This window comes from Paraburkholderia sp. RL17-337-BIB-A, assembly GCF_046025895.1.
Taxonomy (GTDB): domain Bacteria; phylum Pseudomonadota; class Gammaproteobacteria; order Burkholderiales; family Burkholderiaceae; genus Paraburkholderia; species Paraburkholderia fungorum_C.
On the sequence record NZ_JARESY010000001.1, the window covers coordinates 4,329,488 to 4,345,512 of the forward strand.

15 protein-coding genes are annotated in these 16,025 nt (G+C 63.2%); 9 read left to right on the plus strand and 6 right to left on the minus strand.

Annotated elements, in window-relative coordinates; translation table 11 throughout:
- Positions 1-139 precede the first annotated feature (139 nt).
- From P0D84_RS19340 to P0D84_RS19365, 6 genes are all read left to right on the plus strand, one after another.
- Positions 140-1,081 carry a 2-hydroxyacid dehydrogenase gene (locus tag P0D84_RS19340; RefSeq protein WP_408338991.1) on the plus strand — a complete coding sequence of 314 codons (942 nt, stop codon included), beginning with the start codon at positions 140-142 and terminating at the stop codon, positions 1,079-1,081.
- 189 nt (positions 1,082-1,270) lie between these two features.
- Complete coding sequence (locus P0D84_RS19345) at positions 1,271-2,197, plus strand: hydroxymethylglutaryl-CoA lyase (RefSeq protein WP_408338993.1); 927 nt, start codon at positions 1,271-1,273, stop codon at positions 2,195-2,197.
- Between the two features lie 29 nt (positions 2,198-2,226).
- Positions 2,227-2,748, plus strand: coding sequence for a YbaK/EbsC family protein (locus P0D84_RS19350; RefSeq protein ID WP_408338995.1), 522 nt, complete (start codon positions 2,227-2,229; stop codon positions 2,746-2,748).
- A gap of 4 nt (positions 2,749-2,752) precedes the next feature.
- On the plus strand, positions 2,753-2,989 hold the full coding sequence (locus tag P0D84_RS19355; RefSeq protein WP_408338997.1) for a DUF1289 domain-containing protein: 237 nt from the start codon (positions 2,753-2,755) through the stop codon (positions 2,987-2,989).
- Positions 2,986-3,495, plus strand: a complete 510-nt coding sequence (locus P0D84_RS19360; protein ID WP_408338999.1) for a MaoC family dehydratase — start codon at positions 2,986-2,988, stop codon at positions 3,493-3,495. The genes P0D84_RS19355 and P0D84_RS19360 overlap by 4 nt, the downstream gene beginning before the upstream one ends.
- Entirely contained in the window at positions 3,492-4,412 is a 921-nt protein-coding gene (locus tag P0D84_RS19365) for an MBL fold metallo-hydrolase (protein WP_408339001.1), read from the plus strand. Before P0D84_RS19360 ends, P0D84_RS19365 begins: the two co-directional genes overlap by 4 nt.
- Before the next feature lie 413 nt (positions 4,413-4,825).
- On the opposite strand, the gene P0D84_RS19370 is transcribed toward P0D84_RS19365, so the two are convergent.
- Positions 4,826-5,725, minus strand: a complete 900-nt coding sequence (locus tag P0D84_RS19370) for a DMT family transporter (RefSeq protein WP_408339003.1) — start codon at positions 5,723-5,725, stop codon at positions 4,826-4,828.
- A 114-nt stretch (positions 5,726-5,839) separates the two neighbouring features.
- On the opposite strand from P0D84_RS19370, the gene P0D84_RS19375 reads away from it, so the two are divergent.
- Positions 5,840-6,310, plus strand: a complete 471-nt coding sequence (locus tag P0D84_RS19375; RefSeq protein ID WP_408339005.1) for an Lrp/AsnC family transcriptional regulator — start codon at positions 5,840-5,842, stop codon at positions 6,308-6,310.
- Between the two features lie 183 nt (positions 6,311-6,493).
- Here P0D84_RS19375 and P0D84_RS19380 read toward each other — a convergent pair whose 3' ends face one another.
- The gene (locus tag P0D84_RS19380; protein WP_408339007.1) at positions 6,494-7,384 is read right to left on the minus strand and encodes an alpha/beta fold hydrolase; all 891 of its coding nucleotides are present in this window, start codon (positions 7,382-7,384) and stop codon (positions 6,494-6,496) included.
- 311 nt (positions 7,385-7,695) lie between these two features.
- Between P0D84_RS19380 and P0D84_RS19385 the strand changes: the two genes are divergently transcribed.
- Entirely contained in the window at positions 7,696-8,655 is a 960-nt protein-coding gene (locus P0D84_RS19385; protein ID WP_408339009.1) for an NAD(P)H-dependent flavin oxidoreductase, read from the plus strand.
- A gap of 75 nt (positions 8,656-8,730) precedes the next feature.
- Here P0D84_RS19385 and P0D84_RS19390 read toward each other — a convergent pair whose 3' ends face one another.
- From P0D84_RS19390 to P0D84_RS19400, 3 genes are all read right to left on the minus strand, one after another.
- Complete coding sequence (locus tag P0D84_RS19390) at positions 8,731-12,360, minus strand: methylmalonyl-CoA mutase family protein (protein WP_408339011.1); 3,630 nt, start codon at positions 12,358-12,360, stop codon at positions 8,731-8,733.
- Between the two features lie 64 nt (positions 12,361-12,424).
- Entirely contained in the window at positions 12,425-13,363 is a 939-nt protein-coding gene (locus tag P0D84_RS19395) for a LysR family transcriptional regulator (protein WP_408339013.1), read from the minus strand.
- Positions 13,364-13,624: 261 nt separating this feature from the next.
- Positions 13,625-14,713: a porin gene (locus P0D84_RS19400; protein WP_408339015.1), complete on the minus strand. Its 1,089-nt coding sequence runs from the start codon at positions 14,711-14,713 to the stop codon at positions 13,625-13,627.
- Positions 14,714-14,837: 124 nt separating this feature from the next.
- On the opposite strand from P0D84_RS19400, the gene P0D84_RS19405 reads away from it, so the two are divergent.
- Entirely contained in the window at positions 14,838-14,975 is a 138-nt protein-coding gene (locus P0D84_RS19405) for a hypothetical protein (RefSeq protein WP_408339017.1), read from the plus strand.
- Between the two features lie 460 nt (positions 14,976-15,435).
- Here P0D84_RS19405 and P0D84_RS19410 read toward each other — a convergent pair whose 3' ends face one another.
- On the minus strand, positions 15,436-16,008 hold the full coding sequence (locus P0D84_RS19410) for a hypothetical protein (RefSeq protein ID WP_408339898.1): 573 nt from the start codon (positions 16,006-16,008) through the stop codon (positions 15,436-15,438).
- Positions 16,009-16,025 lie beyond the last annotated feature (17 nt).

A 16,025-nucleotide genomic window follows, 5' to 3' on the forward strand; every position in this document is an offset into this window, starting at 1 on the left:
AAAAAGTAGAATGAAGCCTATCCGTAAAACGAGGTGGTCCCATGCCGCAAGCGTCGTCTTCAGCGCCGCGAGCGTTGCAGCCCACCTACCCGGCCCTTCCCACCATCAGACTCGACAACGCACACGCCTTCCAGACCGTATGAAAATCCTCTTCTACATGCCGCATTCCGACGCCGCCGCGTGGCTTCACGACCTTAGCCGCGCGCTGCCGCAAGCGGAACTGCGTGAATGGCAGACAGGCGACACCGAACCGGCCGATTTCGCGGTCGTATGGCGTCCGCCGCGTGAGATGCTGGCCGGCCGCGACGATCTGCGCGCCATCTTCAATCTCGGCGCGGGCGTCGATGCGATCCTCTCGCTCGAACACGAGCACCCCGGCACGTTGCCGCGCAACGCGCAGTTGATCAGGCTCGAAGACACCGGTATGGCCGCGCAGATGGCGGAGTACGTCACCCATGCCGTGCTGCGCTACCTGCGCCGCTTCGACGAATATCAGACGCTGCAAAGCGAGCGCCGCTGGCAAGTACTCGATGCCCATCCGCGCGAGACCTTCACCGTCGGCGTGCTCGGCCTGGGTGTGCTCGGTGCGCATGTCGCGCAAGCAGTCGCGGCCTTCGGCATGCCGGTGCGCGGATATAGCCGCAGTGCGCGGCAAATCGACGGCATCACGACCTTCGCAGGCGCTGCGCAGTTCGATGCGTTTCTCGACGGCGTGAAAGTGCTGGTCAACCTGTTGCCGCACACGCCGGATACGGGCGACGTGCTGAACCGGCGCACTTTCTCGAAGCTCGCGAAGGGTGCGTATCTGATCAACGTCGCACGCGGCGGGCATCTGGTCGAACAGGATCTGCTCGAAGCGCTCGCCAGCGGCCAGCTCGCCGCCGCGACGCTGGACGTGTTCCGTGAGGAACCGTTGCCGCCCGATCATCTGTTCTGGCAGGAACCTCGCATTACGATCACACCGCATGTGTCCGCACTCACGTTGCGCGAAGAGAGTGTCGCGCAAGTCGCCCGGAAAATGGCGGCGCTGATGCGCGGCGAAACGGTGAGCGGCGTGGTCGATATTGAGCGTGGGTACTGAGCGTGGGTAGCAGGTATGGATATTCGACGTGGACACCGAGCCGATACCGGATACGGATATCGAACACGGTTTTGAGCAGTACCGAATCAAACTGAAGGAGCGCCGCCACGCGCGGGCTCATTGCATGGGACCGGAGTAATGCGCTAAAGCGCAAACTCCCGTCGACACAGGAGACACAGGAGACACATCATGGCCTTGCCACAGCACGTCAAAATCGTCGAAGTCGGTCCGCGCGACGGACTGCAGAACGAGAAAGAATTCGTCCCCACCGCGATCAAGATCGAGTTGATCAACCGCTTGTCGGCGGCAGGTTTTCGCAACGTGGAAGCGGCGTCGTTCGTATCGCCGAAATGGGTGCCGCAGATGGCCGACGGCGCCGATATCATGGCCGGCATCGAACGCCGTGCCGGCACGATCTACTCGGTGCTGACGCCGAACCTGCGCGGCTTCGAAGGCGCACTCGCCGCGCGCGCGGACGAGATCGTGATCTTCGGCGCGGCCAGCGAAGCGTTCTCGCAGAAGAACATCAATTGCAGCATCGCGCAAAGCATCGATCGGTTCGCGCCGGTCGCGCAAGCGGCGCAGAAGCATGGCCTGCGGATTCGCGGCAGCGTGTCGTGTGCGCTGGGTTGTCCGTATCAGGGCGAAGTGCCGGTGGCGTCGGTGGTCGATGTGGTCGAGCGTTTTGCGGCGCTCGGCTGCGATGAGATCGATATCGCGGATACGATCGGCGTCGGCACGCCGAAGCGCACGCGCGAAGTGTTCGAGGCCGTCACCAGGGTGTTTCCGCGTGAACGTCTGTCGGGCCACTTCCACGACACCTACGGTCAGGCGCTCGCGAACATCTACGCCGCATTGCAGGAAGGTGTCGAGATCTATCACGCCTCAGTGGCGGGGCTCGGCGGGTGCCCGTATGCGAAGGGCGCAACCGGCAACGTCGCGACCGAAGACGTGCTGTATCTGATGAACGGCCTCGGTATCGAGACCGGCATCGACCTTGCGCAAGTCGTCGCAATCGGCGATTTCATCTCGACGTCGATTGGCCGGCCGAACGTATCGCGCGCCGGCAAGGCGCTGCTCGCCAAAGCGCGCAGCGAACAGGCCAACTGCGTTTGACTATTGCCATCCCTTCAGGACATAGAACGATGACGGACCACGCTTCTCTCGATTCCGACAATCTCGCCGCGTTGCCTGACTCCGCCCGCCGCGTCGCGCTGTTGTTGCGCGAACGCGGCCACGCGGGACGGATCGTGATGCTGCCGGAGACCGGCAAGACGTCCGCCGAAGCCGCTGCCGGCCTTGGCTGCTCGGTTGCACAAATCGCCAAGTCGATCCTGTTTCGCCGCCGCGAAGACGATGCGCCGGTCCTCGTGATCGCGAGCGGCGCGAACCGTGTCGACGAAAAGAAAGTCGCGGCGCAAGTTGGCGAGATCGGTCGTGCGGATGCGAAGTTCGTCCGCGAGAAAACCGGTTACGCGATCGGTGGCGTGTGCCCGATCGGCCACGCCACGGACCCGGTCACGCTGATCGACGCCGATCTGCTGGCGCTCGACAGCCTGTGGGCCGCCGCGGGTCATCCGCATGCGGTGTTCAATCTGACCACGCAGGAGCTGATTGCGTTGACGGGTGCGCCGGTCATCGACGTGGCATTGCGCGAGACGGTATGAAGCCATGACAGCGGGCATCGATAGCGAAGACGACGAGGCGGCCGTGCCCTCACCCTGCATCAGCGTGTGCAAGATGGATGCGTCGACCAGTTGGTGCGAAGGCTGTTTGCGCACGATCGACGAGATCGCGGGCTGGTCGTTGTTCGACGACGACGCGAAGCGCGCAGTCTGGGACGCAATCGAGGAACGTCACGCGCAGTTCATGGCAAAGCAGACAAACCCGGCGAAGGTGCAGCGATGAACGCCGCACCGCGCATCGTGACGATCGGCGAGACGTTCCACTCGACGCTCGAACTATCGGCGGACTCGGTGAAATCTTTCGCCACGCTCGTCAACGACTTCAACCCGCTGCATCACGACGAGGCGTACGCCGCGCAAAGCCGCTTTGGCGGTTTGATCGCATCCGGCACGCAACCCACCGCGCATTTCATGGCGTTGCTGGCCACGCACTTCTCGACCTACGCGCAGCCGCTCGGCCTCGAATTCGATATCAAGCTGAAGAAGGCGGTCCATGCGAACGACACGCTGGCGATCACCTGGCGCGTGCGCGATGCTTACTGGAAGCCGAGTCTGAACGGCGATCTGACGCATCTCGAAGGGAGCGTGGTGAACCAGCGCGGCGAAACCATGTTGACTGGCACGTCGACGATCCTGGTGATGGCGAAACCCGAGGCATCGGAGAGTTCGAACGCGGACAGGGACCTGGACACAAGCGTGAACACACGCACGAACACAAACGCACCATGACCAGACTGCCGGAATCGATCCGGGTCTTTGAACGCGGCTGGCTTTCGTCGAACAACGTGCTGCTGGTCGACGACACCTGTGCCGCGCTCGTCGATACCGGTTACGCAACGCACGCGCCGCAAACCGTCGCGCTGGTGCAAAAAACGCTAGGCGGGCGACCGCTCGATCTGATCGTCAACACGCATCTGCATTCGGATCACTGCGGCGGCAACGCGCTATTGCAGTCGACGTGGCCGTGCCGTACCGCGATTCCCGCATCCGAAGCCGATGCAGTACGCGATTGGGACGAAACCCGTCTGACCTTTCGCGCCACCGGCCAGCGCTGCGAGCGCTTCAGCTTCACCGAAACGATCACGCCCGGCGCGCAACTGCGGCTCGGCGCGCTGGATTGGCAAGTGCTTGGCGCGCCTGGCCACGATCCGCATTCGTTGATGCTGTATTGCGCGGACGAACGCATCCTGATCAGCGCCGACGCGCTGTGGGAAAACGGCTTTGGCGTGATTTTTCCCGAGCTGGAAGGTGAAAGCGGTTTCGCCGAAGAACAGGCGGTGCTCGAAGCCATTGCGAAGCTCGATGTGCGGCTCGTGATTCCCGGCCATGGTTCGCCCTTCACCCATGTCGAACAGGCGCTTGAACGGGCGTTTTCGCGCGTCGCGTGGCTGCGTGCCGATCCGGCGCGCAATGCGAAGAACGCACTGAAGGTGCTGATCGTGTTCAAGCTGCTCGAAGTCCGCGCGATGAGCTTCGACACGTTGCTGCAAATGCTCGACGACGCCGCCGTGATGCGCGCAGCGGCGACCATGCTTACGCCGCGTGGCGAATGGCCCGCGCTGATCCGCACGATCGTCGACGAGTTGGCGGCCAGGAACGGCCCGCTGGTAATCGATGGCGAGCGCATCGTCGCGCGCGAGGCGTGAAAGCGCGGGTGAGGTGAGCGCGAGAAGCGGGGATGCAGGTAAGCAGGTAAGCAGGTAGCAGGGATGCGGGTAAGCGGGGCGCGGGCACGCGCATAGGCCGCATATGACACGCAAAACACCAAATCCGTCGCCACAAAAAGAAAGCCGCTCGACCATCAAGGCGAGCGGCGGAAATTCTGTCGGACGTGATCAGCGTCGAGGTGAATGATACGCGCGCCGGTTTTTTGACCGCATCAGTAATTTCCCTAGAAGGGCTTGACGCGGCCTTTTTTAAACGCATAACAGCCAACGATACGAAGTCGCGTAGTCGCGCGAAAGGGCCGCCATTGGTCCGCCGATATGAACAATGCGCCCATCATCCAGTTGTTCCGTAATCCGTAATATTTTCCGCTACCGCATCTACATCGCGCGCCTCAGGTGGAGGACAGACGTTTCTGCGGCACGATCCGCCAGCCGAGATTCACGCCCGCGGCCGCGAGCAGAATGAGTACCGCGCCAAGCACCTGAATCCACGCGAGCGTCTGCCCGAACGCAACCCGATCGACGATGATCGCCACGACGGGATAGATGAACGACAACGCACCGGTCATCGAGGTCGGCAGCTTCTGGATCGCGCCGTAAAGCAGCACATACATGAGCCCCGTGTTGACGATACCGAGCACGATCAGTTCGAGCCACTGCACGCCGCTGGTCGGCAGCGCATCGAAACGCACGAACGGCGCCAGCATCACGATGCCGAGCGACACCTGGATCAGCGCGATCAGATGCGGCGGCGTGCCCTTCAAGTGCTTCGTGATGATCGACGAGACCGCATACATGGCCGCCGCGCCCACGGCATACGCGACCCCGACCAGATACTGGCCCGGCACCGCCAGCACCGCCGGTTCGACCTTCACCACAAACACGAGGCCAATGAACGCGACCACCAGCCAGGCGAGCGTCGACGCGCTGATACGCTCGCGAAACACCAGCGCGCCGAGCGCGACCAGCATGAAAGGCTGCGTGTTGTAGACGGCGGTTGCCATCGAGATCGAAGCACGCGAATAGGCCGCGAACAGCAACACCCAGTTGATGACGATCGCCGCGCCGCCGAGCAGCGCGAGGCCGAGCATCTTCCACGAAAAGAGCTTGCGCCTGAACAGGCCGAGCACCGCGCACACGAGCGCCAGCGTCGCGCCGCCGAAGATGCAGCGAAAGAACACCACATTGAACGGGCTCTGCTGCGACGACACCACCAGCCAGCCGATGGTGCCGGACATCAGCATGGCCATGCTCATTTCGGCCGCGCCGCGGCGAATTTCGTTTGACGCCATGATCCGATCCTCGAATTGATTCCTGTATGAGCAGCAGTGTAATTAATCCGGGCGCCCGAATACATGGCTAAACTTAAGTCGTCTCCCGGGACAACCTAATAATCGAAGGCCATCATGACCAAACGCCTTACGTCACCCATACCCGCGATACTCGATGAAACCGGCCGCGCGCTGCTCGCCGCACTGGCGGCCGACGCGCGCCAACCGGTCAGCGAACTGGCGCGCCTGGTCGGCCTCTCGGCCCCGAGTACGGCCGAACGCGTCCGCCGGCTCGAAGCACAAGGCGTGATCGAGCGGTTCACCGTACAGATCGATCCGCGCGCGCTCGGCTTCACGTTACAGGCGATCGTGCGCGTGAAGCCCTTGCCCGGGCAGCTGCATCTGGTGGAAGACGTGATCCGGCGGATTCCGGAGTTTGTCGAATGCGACAAGGTGACGGGCGACGATTGCTTCATCTGTCGCCTGTATCTGCATTCTATCGACCAGCTCGACGAGATTCTGTCGAAGGTCACGGAGCGCGCGGAGACCAGCACCGCGATCGTTAAGTCGACGCCGGTTGCGCGCCGTTTGCCGCCGCTTGGCTGAGCGAAACGCGCGGCCGCGTCGCGTCACCCCGCGTTTGAGCGAAACCGTGGCCGCGTTGTGCGGTAGACGGAACGTCGGCCGCGTCGCGGGTAGACGGACCGGCGGCCCCATCGTAGGTGAACGAACGGCGGCCGCGTCGCGCATGAGCGAGCCGGCGCCCGCATTGCATATAAACGATTTGGCTTACTCTTCGACCGCTTCGAAGAACGACAGCATTTCCGCGACCAGTTCGTCCGGCGCTTCTTCAGGAATGTAATGCCCGCACGGCAACGAACGCCCGCTCACGTCCCGCGCGACGTGACGCCATTCCGCCAGCGCGTCGAAGCACTTCTCGATCACCCCCTTGTCGCCCCACAGCACACGCAGCGGACAGCCGATCTTGTGGCCGCGCTCGATGTCGGCCCGGTCGTGTTCGAGGTCGATGCTCGCCGACGCCCGGTAGTCCTCGCACATCGCATGCACGGCGCCAGGTTGCGCCAGCGCGCTGCGATACGCGTCAAGCGCTTCGGGCGCGAACGGCGCCAGGCCCGCGTGACGGCTGCCCATCACCGCGTCGACATAGGCGGCCGGGTTCGCGCCGATCAGCGTCTCCGGGAGCGGCTCCGGCTGGATCAGGAAAAACCAGTGGAAGTAAAGCGTCGCGAAGGCGCGGTCAGTGGCTTCGTACATCGCGAGCGTGGGTGCGATGTCGAGCAGCATCAAACGCTCGACGGCGTCGGCATGATCGAGCGCCATCCGGTGCGCGACCCGGGCGCCGCGATCATGCGCGCACAGCAGGAATCGTTCGAAGCCGAAGTGGCGCATCACGGCGACCTGATCGGCCGCCATCACGCGTTTGGAATACGGCGTGTGCTCGGCGTCGCTGGGCGGCTTGCCCGAGGCGCCATAGCCGCGCAAGTCGGTGGCGATGACGGTGAAATGTTCGGCCAGTGGCGCTGCGCACCGCTGCCAGATCCGATGCGACTGCGGGTGACCGTGCAGCAACAGAAGGGGCGGCCCTGCCCCGCCCTTCACTCCGAAAATATCGACGTCGCCCACGGCGACGCGAAAGGGCGTGAAATCCTCGAAGGCCATAGTGGGTCTCTTGTCGTTTGGAAGTGAAAGCATTGTAGGAGTGCACTGGGTCGACGCGGGGTGGGTTAGCCCACGCAAGCATAGAAACTGAACACTCCTTCCAACCGTTCTAAACAGACACGACGCAGCAGCTTCACTTATAATCGAACGATCGTTCTTAAATTTTCGAGTGACCGCAGCAATGCGTGGTGGGGTTGTGACGGCAGCATGACGCTCGTCAGCCTCGACGCACCACAGGCCATTGTGCCGCTAAACTCATATTCGCCGGGCGCGCTGCGCCGCACCGGTCCGTTCATCAGGAGACCCGCACCATGGCATTGCCCGCCGTCCTGCAAAAACTCGCGCTGCCCGTCGTCGCTTCGCCGATGTTCATCGTCAGCTATCCCGAACTCGTGTTGGCTCAATGTAAGGCTGGCATTGTCGGCTCGTTCCCCGCGCTGAATGCTCGCCCGGCCGAACTGCTCGATGAATGGCTCACGCAGATCCAGGCACAGCTCGCCGAACACAAGGCCGCCAAGCCCGATGCGATCATCGGGCCGATCGCCGTCAACCAGATCGTCCATCAGTCGAATACGCGGCTCGAGCACGACGTGCGGGTGTGCGTCGAACACAAGGTGCCGATTTTCATCACCAGCCTGCGCGCGCCGGCCCGTGAGATCGTCGACGCGGTGCATAGCTACGGCGGCATCGTGCTGCACGACGTGATCAATCTGCGGCATGCGCAGAAGGCGCTGGAAGCGGGCGTCGATGGGCTGATCCTGGTGGCGTCGGGTGCCGGCGGCCATGCGGGCACGATCTCGCCGTTCGCGCTGGTCGGCGAGGTGCGGCGCATGTTCGACGGCCCGATCGTGCTGTCCGGCTCGATCGCCAACGGCGGCTCGATTCTCGCCGCGCAGGCCATGGGGGCGGACCTCGCGTACATGGGCACGCGCTTCATTGCGACCAGGGAAGCGCACGCGGTCGACAGCTATAAGCAGGCAATCGTCAATTCCACCGCGTCGGACATCATCTACACGAACCTGTTCACCGGCGTGCACGGCAACTACATCCGCGAAAGTATCGTGAACGCGGGGCTGGATCCGGAGGCCCTGCCGGAATCGGATAAGACCGCGATGAACTTCGGCAGCGACAAGGCAAAGGCGTGGAAAGACATCTGGGGCGCAGGCCAGGGGGTCGGCCTGATGGACGATGTGCCGAGCGTGGGCGAGCTGGTTCAGCGTTTGACAAACGAATACAACGACGCGAAAGCACGGCTCGGCATCGCACGGTAACTCGTTGAGTATGATTGAGTGACGGTGTTGCAGCGGCGCCGCCTGAGGCGAAGCCGCTGCACAGCAAGCAACGATTCACATATTGCGGCGGTACTGCCCGCCAACTTCAAACAACGCGTGCGTGATTTGCCCCAGCGAGCAGACGCGCACCACGTCCATCAGCACCGCGAACACGTTGTCGTCGTCGATCACTGCGCGCTTCAAACTCTCAAGCGCCGCGGGTGCGTCGTCGCGATGCCGCGCCTGAAAATCGCGTAGACGCTTCAACTGGCTCTGCTTCTCTTCATCGGTGGAGCGGGCTAGCGCAATCGGCTGCGGCGCTTCATGCGGATGCGCGCTCAAGAACGTGTTCACACCGACAATCGGATACGAGCCGTCGTGCTTGCGATGCTCGTACAGCATCGACTCATCCTGAATGCGCCCGCGCTGATAGCCGGTTTCCATCGCGCCGAGCACGCCGCCGCGCTCGGTGAGTCGATCGAATTCCGTCAGCACGGCTTCTTCCACCAGATCGGTCAGCTCCTCGATCACGAAGCTGCCCTGATTCGGATTCTGATTCTTCGCGAGGCCCCATTCACGGTTGATGATCAGCTGGATCGCCACCGCACGGCGCACCGAATCCTCAGTGGGCGTGGTGATCGCTTCGTCGAACGCATTGGTGTGCAGCGAATTGCAGTTGTCGTAGATCGCGATCAGCGCTTGCAGTGTGGTGCGGATATCGTTGAAATCGATCTCCTGCGCGTGCAGGCTGCGGCCCGAAGTTTGCACGTGGTATTTGAGCTTCTGGCCGCGTTCGTTGGCGCCATAGCGTTCGCGCATTGCAATCGCCCAGATGCGTCGCGCGACACGACCGAGCACGGTGTATTCCGGGTCCATGCCGTTCGAAAAGAAGAACGACAGATTCGGCGCGAAATCGTCGATCGACATGCCGCGCGCGAGATAGGCTTCGACATACGTGAAGCCGTTCGCGAGCGTGTAGGCCAACTGCGAGATCGGATTCGCGCCGGCCTCGGCGATGTGATAGCCGGAGATCGACACCGAATAGAAATTGCGCACGCCGTGATCGACAAAGTACGCCTGAATATCGCCCATAACCTTCAGGCTGAACTCGGTCGAGAAGATGCAGGTGTTCTGGCCTTGATCTTCCTTCAGGATGTCGGCTTGCACCGTGCCGCGCACGTTTTCCAGTGCTGTGCGGCGCGCGGCGGCGAGTTCGTCTTCGGTGAGCGGACGGCCTTGCTGCTGCGCCATGCGCGCGACCTGCTGATCGATCGCGACGTTGAAAAACATCGCGAGAATCGTCGGCGCCGGGCCGTTGATCGTCATCGACACCGACGTCTCGGGCGCGCACAGATCGAAGCCGTCGTAGAGCGTTTTCATGTCGTCGAGCGTTGCGACCGAGACGCCGGAATTGCCCACCTTGCCGTAGATGTCGGGCCGTTCGTCCGGCTCTTCGCCGTAGAGGGTGACCGAATCGAAGGCCGTCGAAAGACGTTTGGCCGGCATGCCTTCGGACAGCAATTTGAAACGACGGTTGGTGCGCAACGGATCGCCTTCGCCGGCAAACATGCGCGTCGGGTCTTCGTTTTCGCGGCGAAATGGGAACACGCCGGCGGTGAACGGAAAATAGCCGGGGAGATTGTCGAGCATCAGCCAGCGCAGAATCTCGCCGTGGTCCACGAATTTCGGCAGCGCGACTTTGCGGACCTCGGAACCGGATAGTGTCGTGACGGTGAGCGCTGTGTGGATCTCACTGTCGCGGATGCGAACGATGTGTTCGTCGCCGGAATAGGCGGCGACGGTTTGCGGCCAGGCGTCGAGCAGCTTGCGTTCATGTTCGCCGAGGGCGGCGGTGCGTTGGGCGATGAGGGTGTCGAGCTGCGTTTGGGGCGTGTTCGCGGAGCTTGCCGCGGCACCTGTGCCTGTGCCTGTGCCTGTGCCTGTGCCTGTGCCTGTGCCTGTGCCTGTGCCTGTGCCTGTGCCTGTGCCTGTGCCTGCATCAGTTTCGCCGAGCATCCGGCGCGCTTCGGTGAGTTGCCAGCGCTCACGCGCCACGCGCGCTTGCGCGTCGGCACGCTCGCGGTACGCGTGGACGGTTTGCGCGACATCTGCCAGATAGCGCACGCGGGCCGGCGGCACGATGGCGTTGCGGCCACTCGAAAAGCGCAAGTCGTCGAGCGGCGGCAAACGTCCGCCGCCGGCGCGCAAGCCATGCGACCTCAACGCCTCGGCAACGTGGTGATAGAGCGCCGTCACGCCGTCGTCGTTAAAGCGCGAAGCGATCGTACCGAACACGGGCATCGCGTCGGGCGCCTTCGTGAAGTCGCCGCGATTGCGCTGGACCTGCTTCGCCACGTCGCGCAATGCATCCGGCGCACCCTTGCGATCGAACTTGTTGATCGCGACGAAGCTGGCAAAGTCGAGCATGTCGATCTTTTCCAACTGGCTCGGCGCGCCGAACTCCGGCGTCATCACATAGAGCGGCTCGTCGACGAACGGCACGATCGCCGCGTCGCCCTGCCCGATCCCGGACGTTTCGACGATGATCAGATCGAAGCCCGCGGCCTTGCACAGCGTGAGCACGTCTTCCAATGAACTCGTAATTTCGCTCGATGCGTCGCGCGTCGCCATCGAGCGCATGTAGACGCGCGCGCCACCGCCCCAATCGCCGATTGCGTTCATGCGGATACGGTCGCCGAGCAGCGCGCCGCCGGATTTGCGGCGCGACGGGTCGATCGCCAGCACGGCGATGGTGAGGGCGTCACCATAGTCGAGCCGAAAGCGGCGGATCAGCTCGTCCGTGAGCGAGGATTTGCCGGCGCCGCCGGTGCCGGTGATGCCGAGCACCGGCACCTCGGTCGCTTCAGCGAGGACGGAGAGTATTTCCTGCTCGGCCGATCTGACGCGGCCCGCTTCGTACGCGCTGATCAGTTGCGCGAGGCGGCGGAAGGTGAAGGCGGCGGGGTCTGGCTGTTCGTTGGCGTTGGCGTTGGCGTTGGCGTTGGCGTTGGCGTTGGCGTTGGCAGTGTCAGCGGTACTAGCAGTGTCGCCGACCTGGTTAGCGCTCAGAGACCCGCCTGCTTGTCGCGTCTTGCCGGCAACATCGCGCACGTTGGCGTGATCGTCGGCCCGTGTCTCGACGAGCGACTCGGCGCGCGCTTCGAAACGCGGCAACCCGCACGCCGACAGATCCGCCACCCACTCGCCAACCGGACTCGCCCGTACGGAGGCAGCGGCTCGCGCAACTTCAGCGCAGCGCCCGATCATGTCGTCGATCATGCCTTGCAGGCCGAGCCGCTGGCCGTCATGCGGCGAATAGATTTTCTCGACACCATAACGTTCGAGTTCGGCAATTTCTTCAGGGACGATCACGCCCCCACCGCCGCCGAACACCTTGATACGCTCACCGCCGCGCGCACGCAGCAGATCGACGAGATAGCGGAAGTATTCGTTGTGGCCGCCCTGGTAGCTCGACACGGCAACGCCATCGGCGTCTTCTTGCAGGGCAGCGGTGGCGACCTCATCGACCGAGCGGTTGTGGCCGAGGTGAATCACCTCTACGCCGCTCGTTTGCAGAATGCGCCGCATGATGTTGATCGACGCGTCGTGGCCGTCGAACAAGGCGGCGGCGGTGACAAAGCGCAGGCGCCGGCCCGCGGGCAGCTTGTGGCCGCCAGCGCGCTGCGGCGTGGACAGATCGGTCATGTCTCCCCCGGATCGTTACGCGTATGGGTGCTGGCAACCAGTATAGCCAAATGGGTGTGAGCGCCTAACGCACCGCCAGCGCCTTGATCTGCTCGAGCGAAGGCCAGAGCGCTTCGTTCGCAAACCGCTCGGCAAGAAAGTCGACAAACGAGCGCACCTTGGCCGACAGATGCCGGCGGCTCGCGTAGACCACATAGATCGGCAACTCGCGCGGCGGCACGTCATCCACCAGCAGCGGCACAAGGCGCCCCGCGGCCAGATCTTCGCCGATCACCTCGGTGCCGAGCATGGCGATGCCCGCGCCCTGCAGCACGATGACGCGCTGCGCCTCCAGGTGGTTGACGATCAGATTGCCGGACAGCCGCACGCGCGGCGAGCCATCGCCGGTCGCGGAGGCGATTTCGAGCGCGGACACCCCCGCGTATTGCAGATAGTTGTGGCGCGCCAGATCGGCGATGGTCTTCGGTGTACCGTGCCGGCGCAGATAGGCCGGCGACGCGCACAACACCAGATGGGCGGTCGCGATCTGCCGCGCGATCAGCGAAGACGACTTCAGCCCGCTCGGCGAAGCCCGGATCGCGACGTCGAAGCCTTCGTCGATCAGTTCGACCACGCGGTCCGACAGGGTCATGTCGACGGTGACCTGCGGGTACTGCGAGGCATAGTCGGCCACCGCGGCCATCACGTGGCTCAAACCGAATGCCGACAGCGACGACACCCGCAGGCGCCCTTGCGGCACGACGCTCGCCGCGCCGACCACCTGCCCGGCTTCTTCGAGTTCGGTGAGCGCCTGGCTCAGGCGCTCGTAGTATTCGCGGCCCGCCTCGGTGGGCGCGACACGCCGCGTGGTGCGGTTCAGCAAGCGCGCGCCGAGCTGCTGTTCGAGGTGCATCACGTGCTTGCTCGCCATCGCCGCCGACATCTCCATCCGTTCGGCCGCGCCGACAAAGCTGCCGACTTCGACCACATGGCGAAACACTTTCATGCTGACGAGGGTATCCATCTCAATCGCTCGCTGGAGGAATCAATCGACGCCATTTTGCCGGGTTTATCAAAAATTGGTCGCCAAATCGGGGCGCTGCAGGCGCCAGAAGCGACAAAGCCCACCTTCCGGAGAAGGTGGGCTTTGGGGTGTTGCCTGATTCGGCAGGGCGGCCTTGGGAGGTTGCCTGATTCAGCCGGGCGACCTTGGAGTAGCCTGATTCAGCGGGGCTGCTTCAGCCGCTGCCCGCAAGCAGGCGCCGCTCGCCTCGCCCCGGCACGCCTAGAACTTCGCGCGCATGCCGACGCCGTACGTGTTGCCGCTCGACTGACTGCTGATCTTGTCGTACATATACGCCGCGTAGACATCCGTGCGCTTGGAGAGCGGATAGTCGTAGCCGAGCGACGCCGTCTGACGGGTCTGGTCGAGGCCGCCACCGTCACGCGAATAGGCGTACGACGCCATCACCGTGCCCGGGCCAACCGGTACCGTGACGCCGCCCTGCCCCGTATTCACATGCCAGCTCGAAATGGTCTGCTGGTTATACGTGTACATGTACTGGCCGAAGAACTTCACGAACTTCAGGTCGTACGTGACGCCGGCCTGCGCCACGCTCTGGCTCTTCAGACCCGGAACGCCCGACGTAGCGAAGCTGCCGAGATCGCCCGGTACATTGTTGAAGTTCACGTACTGATACACCGCGGTCGCGGCGAACGGACCGTGGAAATACAGCACCTGGCCGCTCCACTTCTTCGCGCCATTCTCACCCGCCGTATTGCCGAGCGCGTACATCGCCGTTGCCGACAGTCCGTTGAAGTTCGGCGACGAGTACGACACCGCGTTGCTCCAACCCGAGTCCCCTGTCACGCCCTGATCGGTCGAATACGCCGGGAACGTGCCAAGGCCGAGATACGTATGCCATACCATCGGCGAGAACTGGTACGAGTCGACGAACGGGTTGAACAGAATCGTCGACACGAACAGCGGCGTGGTCAGACGGCCTGCCGTCACCGTGCCGTACGGCGATTCGATACCGACGTACGCGTTGCGCGAGAACATCGTGTCGCCCGTGAAGCGGCCGTATTGGCCGTTCTGCGCGAGGAAGAAGCCTTCCACCGTGAAGATCGCCTTGTAGCCGTTGCCCAGATCCTCGGCCCCCTTGAAGCCCCAGTACGACGTCGACATGCCACCGCCAGACACCTCAGCAGCCGACTTGCCGCCCGGGAATTTCTGCGCGCCGACCCATTCGTCGACCTGACCGTAGAGTTGCACGCTCGATTGCGCAAAAGCAGACGATGCACTGGCCAGCAGAGCGGCACACGCGGTTGCCTTGAGGGTGGTCTTCAGCGCACTGCTGATGCTTGTTTTCATGGGTTCTCCTGTCTTTGTCAAAAAGGGGGTGGCTGTGCGAAGGGGGGAGCTCGCGCGAACCATTGTTGTTGTCCGTTCGATCATCGAGCCAATCTGGGCGGGACCATCTTTGCGGACCATTTTTATGAACAAAAATATCGTGGCTTATTGCGGGTATAGCGATCTGATTAGTTTTGTCGCTTATCGGCCTGATAACGCGATGGCCGTGTACGCCGTCACCGCATCGCCGCGAACCTGGTGGTCCGGCGCAAAGCGTTACTGACATTGCACCCGACCGGGTGATAACGGTCCAGCTGACAGACGGATGACGCGCCGCGGGAGAAACGACCAAATTTGACGACGGGAGGCGTTTTACTGCCGAACGTTTTCAAAAAAGTGTGGTGTCGAAACGTCACATTGACAGGGCTTTTTGGACCGCAGGGACGCCGAGTGCTGCTGAAAACCGGTTTCAAAGCCGGGAAGCGGATTGAGCGAAGCGTGGGAGGGGAGTTTGGCGAGACGGGGGAGTTTGGTGACGCGAAGGCGTTGGGTGAGGCGAAGGGGCGTTCGGTGAGGCGGACGGCATTCGGTGAGGCGAAGGGCATTCAGTGAGGCGAAGGGCATTCAGTGAGGCGAAGGGCATTCGGTGAGGCGAAGGGCGTTCAGTGAGGCGAAGGGCATTCGGTGAGGCGAATGGCATCCGGTGACGCGAAGGTGTCCGGTCAGGCGAGAAAACGGTGCCGTCAGTTACGGTACGGCGAACCTTCCGGCTGACGCGGATCGTCCCCTTGGCGCTGCATGGCGCGCGAGGCACCGCGCTCTTCGTTGTAGCGGGCCACATCGGCGCGAATCGAGCCCGCGCGAACCGGTGCATTGGCCGGTGGCCGCGGAACCGAGCGAGATTCGGCGCTGACAGGCGTAATAGCGCCGGCGTACTGCATACCGCCGCGGCCGTCGTTAGGATATCCGAGCGATCCGGCGACACGACGCATGCCCGGGTTGTAACCGCCTAAGCCATTGGCGGCAAAGTTCGCTCCGCCATGTGGCAGGCGCATGGGAGCGTCCGCCACGTTGTTGCGAGCCGACCTTACATTGGCAGCGCCATAGGAATAACCGCCGTCGCGCGCATCGCCGCGCATGCCGTAGCCCGTAGCGGCATGCGGATACCCTATCGCGTGGCCCGCAGGTGCATGCGAGTGACTACTACCACCCTCGCCACCATGCGGCATGCCCGGCCCTTTCGCATAGGCGAACGAGCACAGCGCAGCGATAACCGCGCCCAACGCCCAGTGCTTCGTTCTCGACAACCCGTCCACCCAGTGACTCACATGCC

Excerpts from the sequence above, each read along its gene's own strand:
- P0D84_RS19400 (WP_408339015.1), bottom strand. The coding sequence starts at position 14,713 with ATGAAAACAAGCATCAGCAGTGCGCTGAAGACCACCCTCAAGGCAACC.
- P0D84_RS19375 (WP_408339005.1), top strand. The coding sequence starts at position 5,840 with ATGACCAAACGCCTTACGTCACCCATACCCGCGATACTCGATGAAACC.
- P0D84_RS19340 (WP_408338991.1), top strand. The coding sequence starts at position 140 with ATGAAAATCCTCTTCTACATGCCGCATTCCGACGCCGCCGCGTGGCTT.
- P0D84_RS19380 (WP_408339007.1), bottom strand. The coding sequence starts at position 7,384 with ATGGCCTTCGAGGATTTCACGCCCTTTCGCGTCGCCGTGGGCGACGTC.
- P0D84_RS19350 (WP_408338995.1), top strand. The coding sequence starts at position 2,227 with ATGACGGACCACGCTTCTCTCGATTCCGACAATCTCGCCGCGTTGCCT.
- P0D84_RS19345 (WP_408338993.1), top strand. The coding sequence starts at position 1,271 with ATGGCCTTGCCACAGCACGTCAAAATCGTCGAAGTCGGTCCGCGCGAC.
- P0D84_RS19395 (WP_408339013.1), bottom strand. The coding sequence starts at position 13,363 with ATGGATACCCTCGTCAGCATGAAAGTGTTTCGCCATGTGGTCGAAGTC.
- P0D84_RS19365 (WP_408339001.1), top strand. The coding sequence starts at position 3,492 with ATGACCAGACTGCCGGAATCGATCCGGGTCTTTGAACGCGGCTGGCTT.
- P0D84_RS19390 (WP_408339011.1), bottom strand. The coding sequence starts at position 12,360 with ATGACCGATCTGTCCACGCCGCAGCGCGCTGGCGGCCACAAGCTGCCC.
- P0D84_RS19405 (WP_408339017.1), top strand. The coding sequence starts at position 14,838 with ATGAACAAAAATATCGTGGCTTATTGCGGGTATAGCGATCTGATTAGT.
- P0D84_RS19385 (WP_408339009.1), top strand. The coding sequence starts at position 7,696 with ATGGCATTGCCCGCCGTCCTGCAAAAACTCGCGCTGCCCGTCGTCGCT.
- P0D84_RS19360 (WP_408338999.1), top strand. The coding sequence starts at position 2,986 with ATGAACGCCGCACCGCGCATCGTGACGATCGGCGAGACGTTCCACTCG.
- P0D84_RS19355 (WP_408338997.1), top strand. The coding sequence starts at position 2,753 with ATGACAGCGGGCATCGATAGCGAAGACGACGAGGCGGCCGTGCCCTCA.
- P0D84_RS19370 (WP_408339003.1), bottom strand. The coding sequence starts at position 5,725 with ATGGCGTCAAACGAAATTCGCCGCGGCGCGGCCGAAATGAGCATGGCC.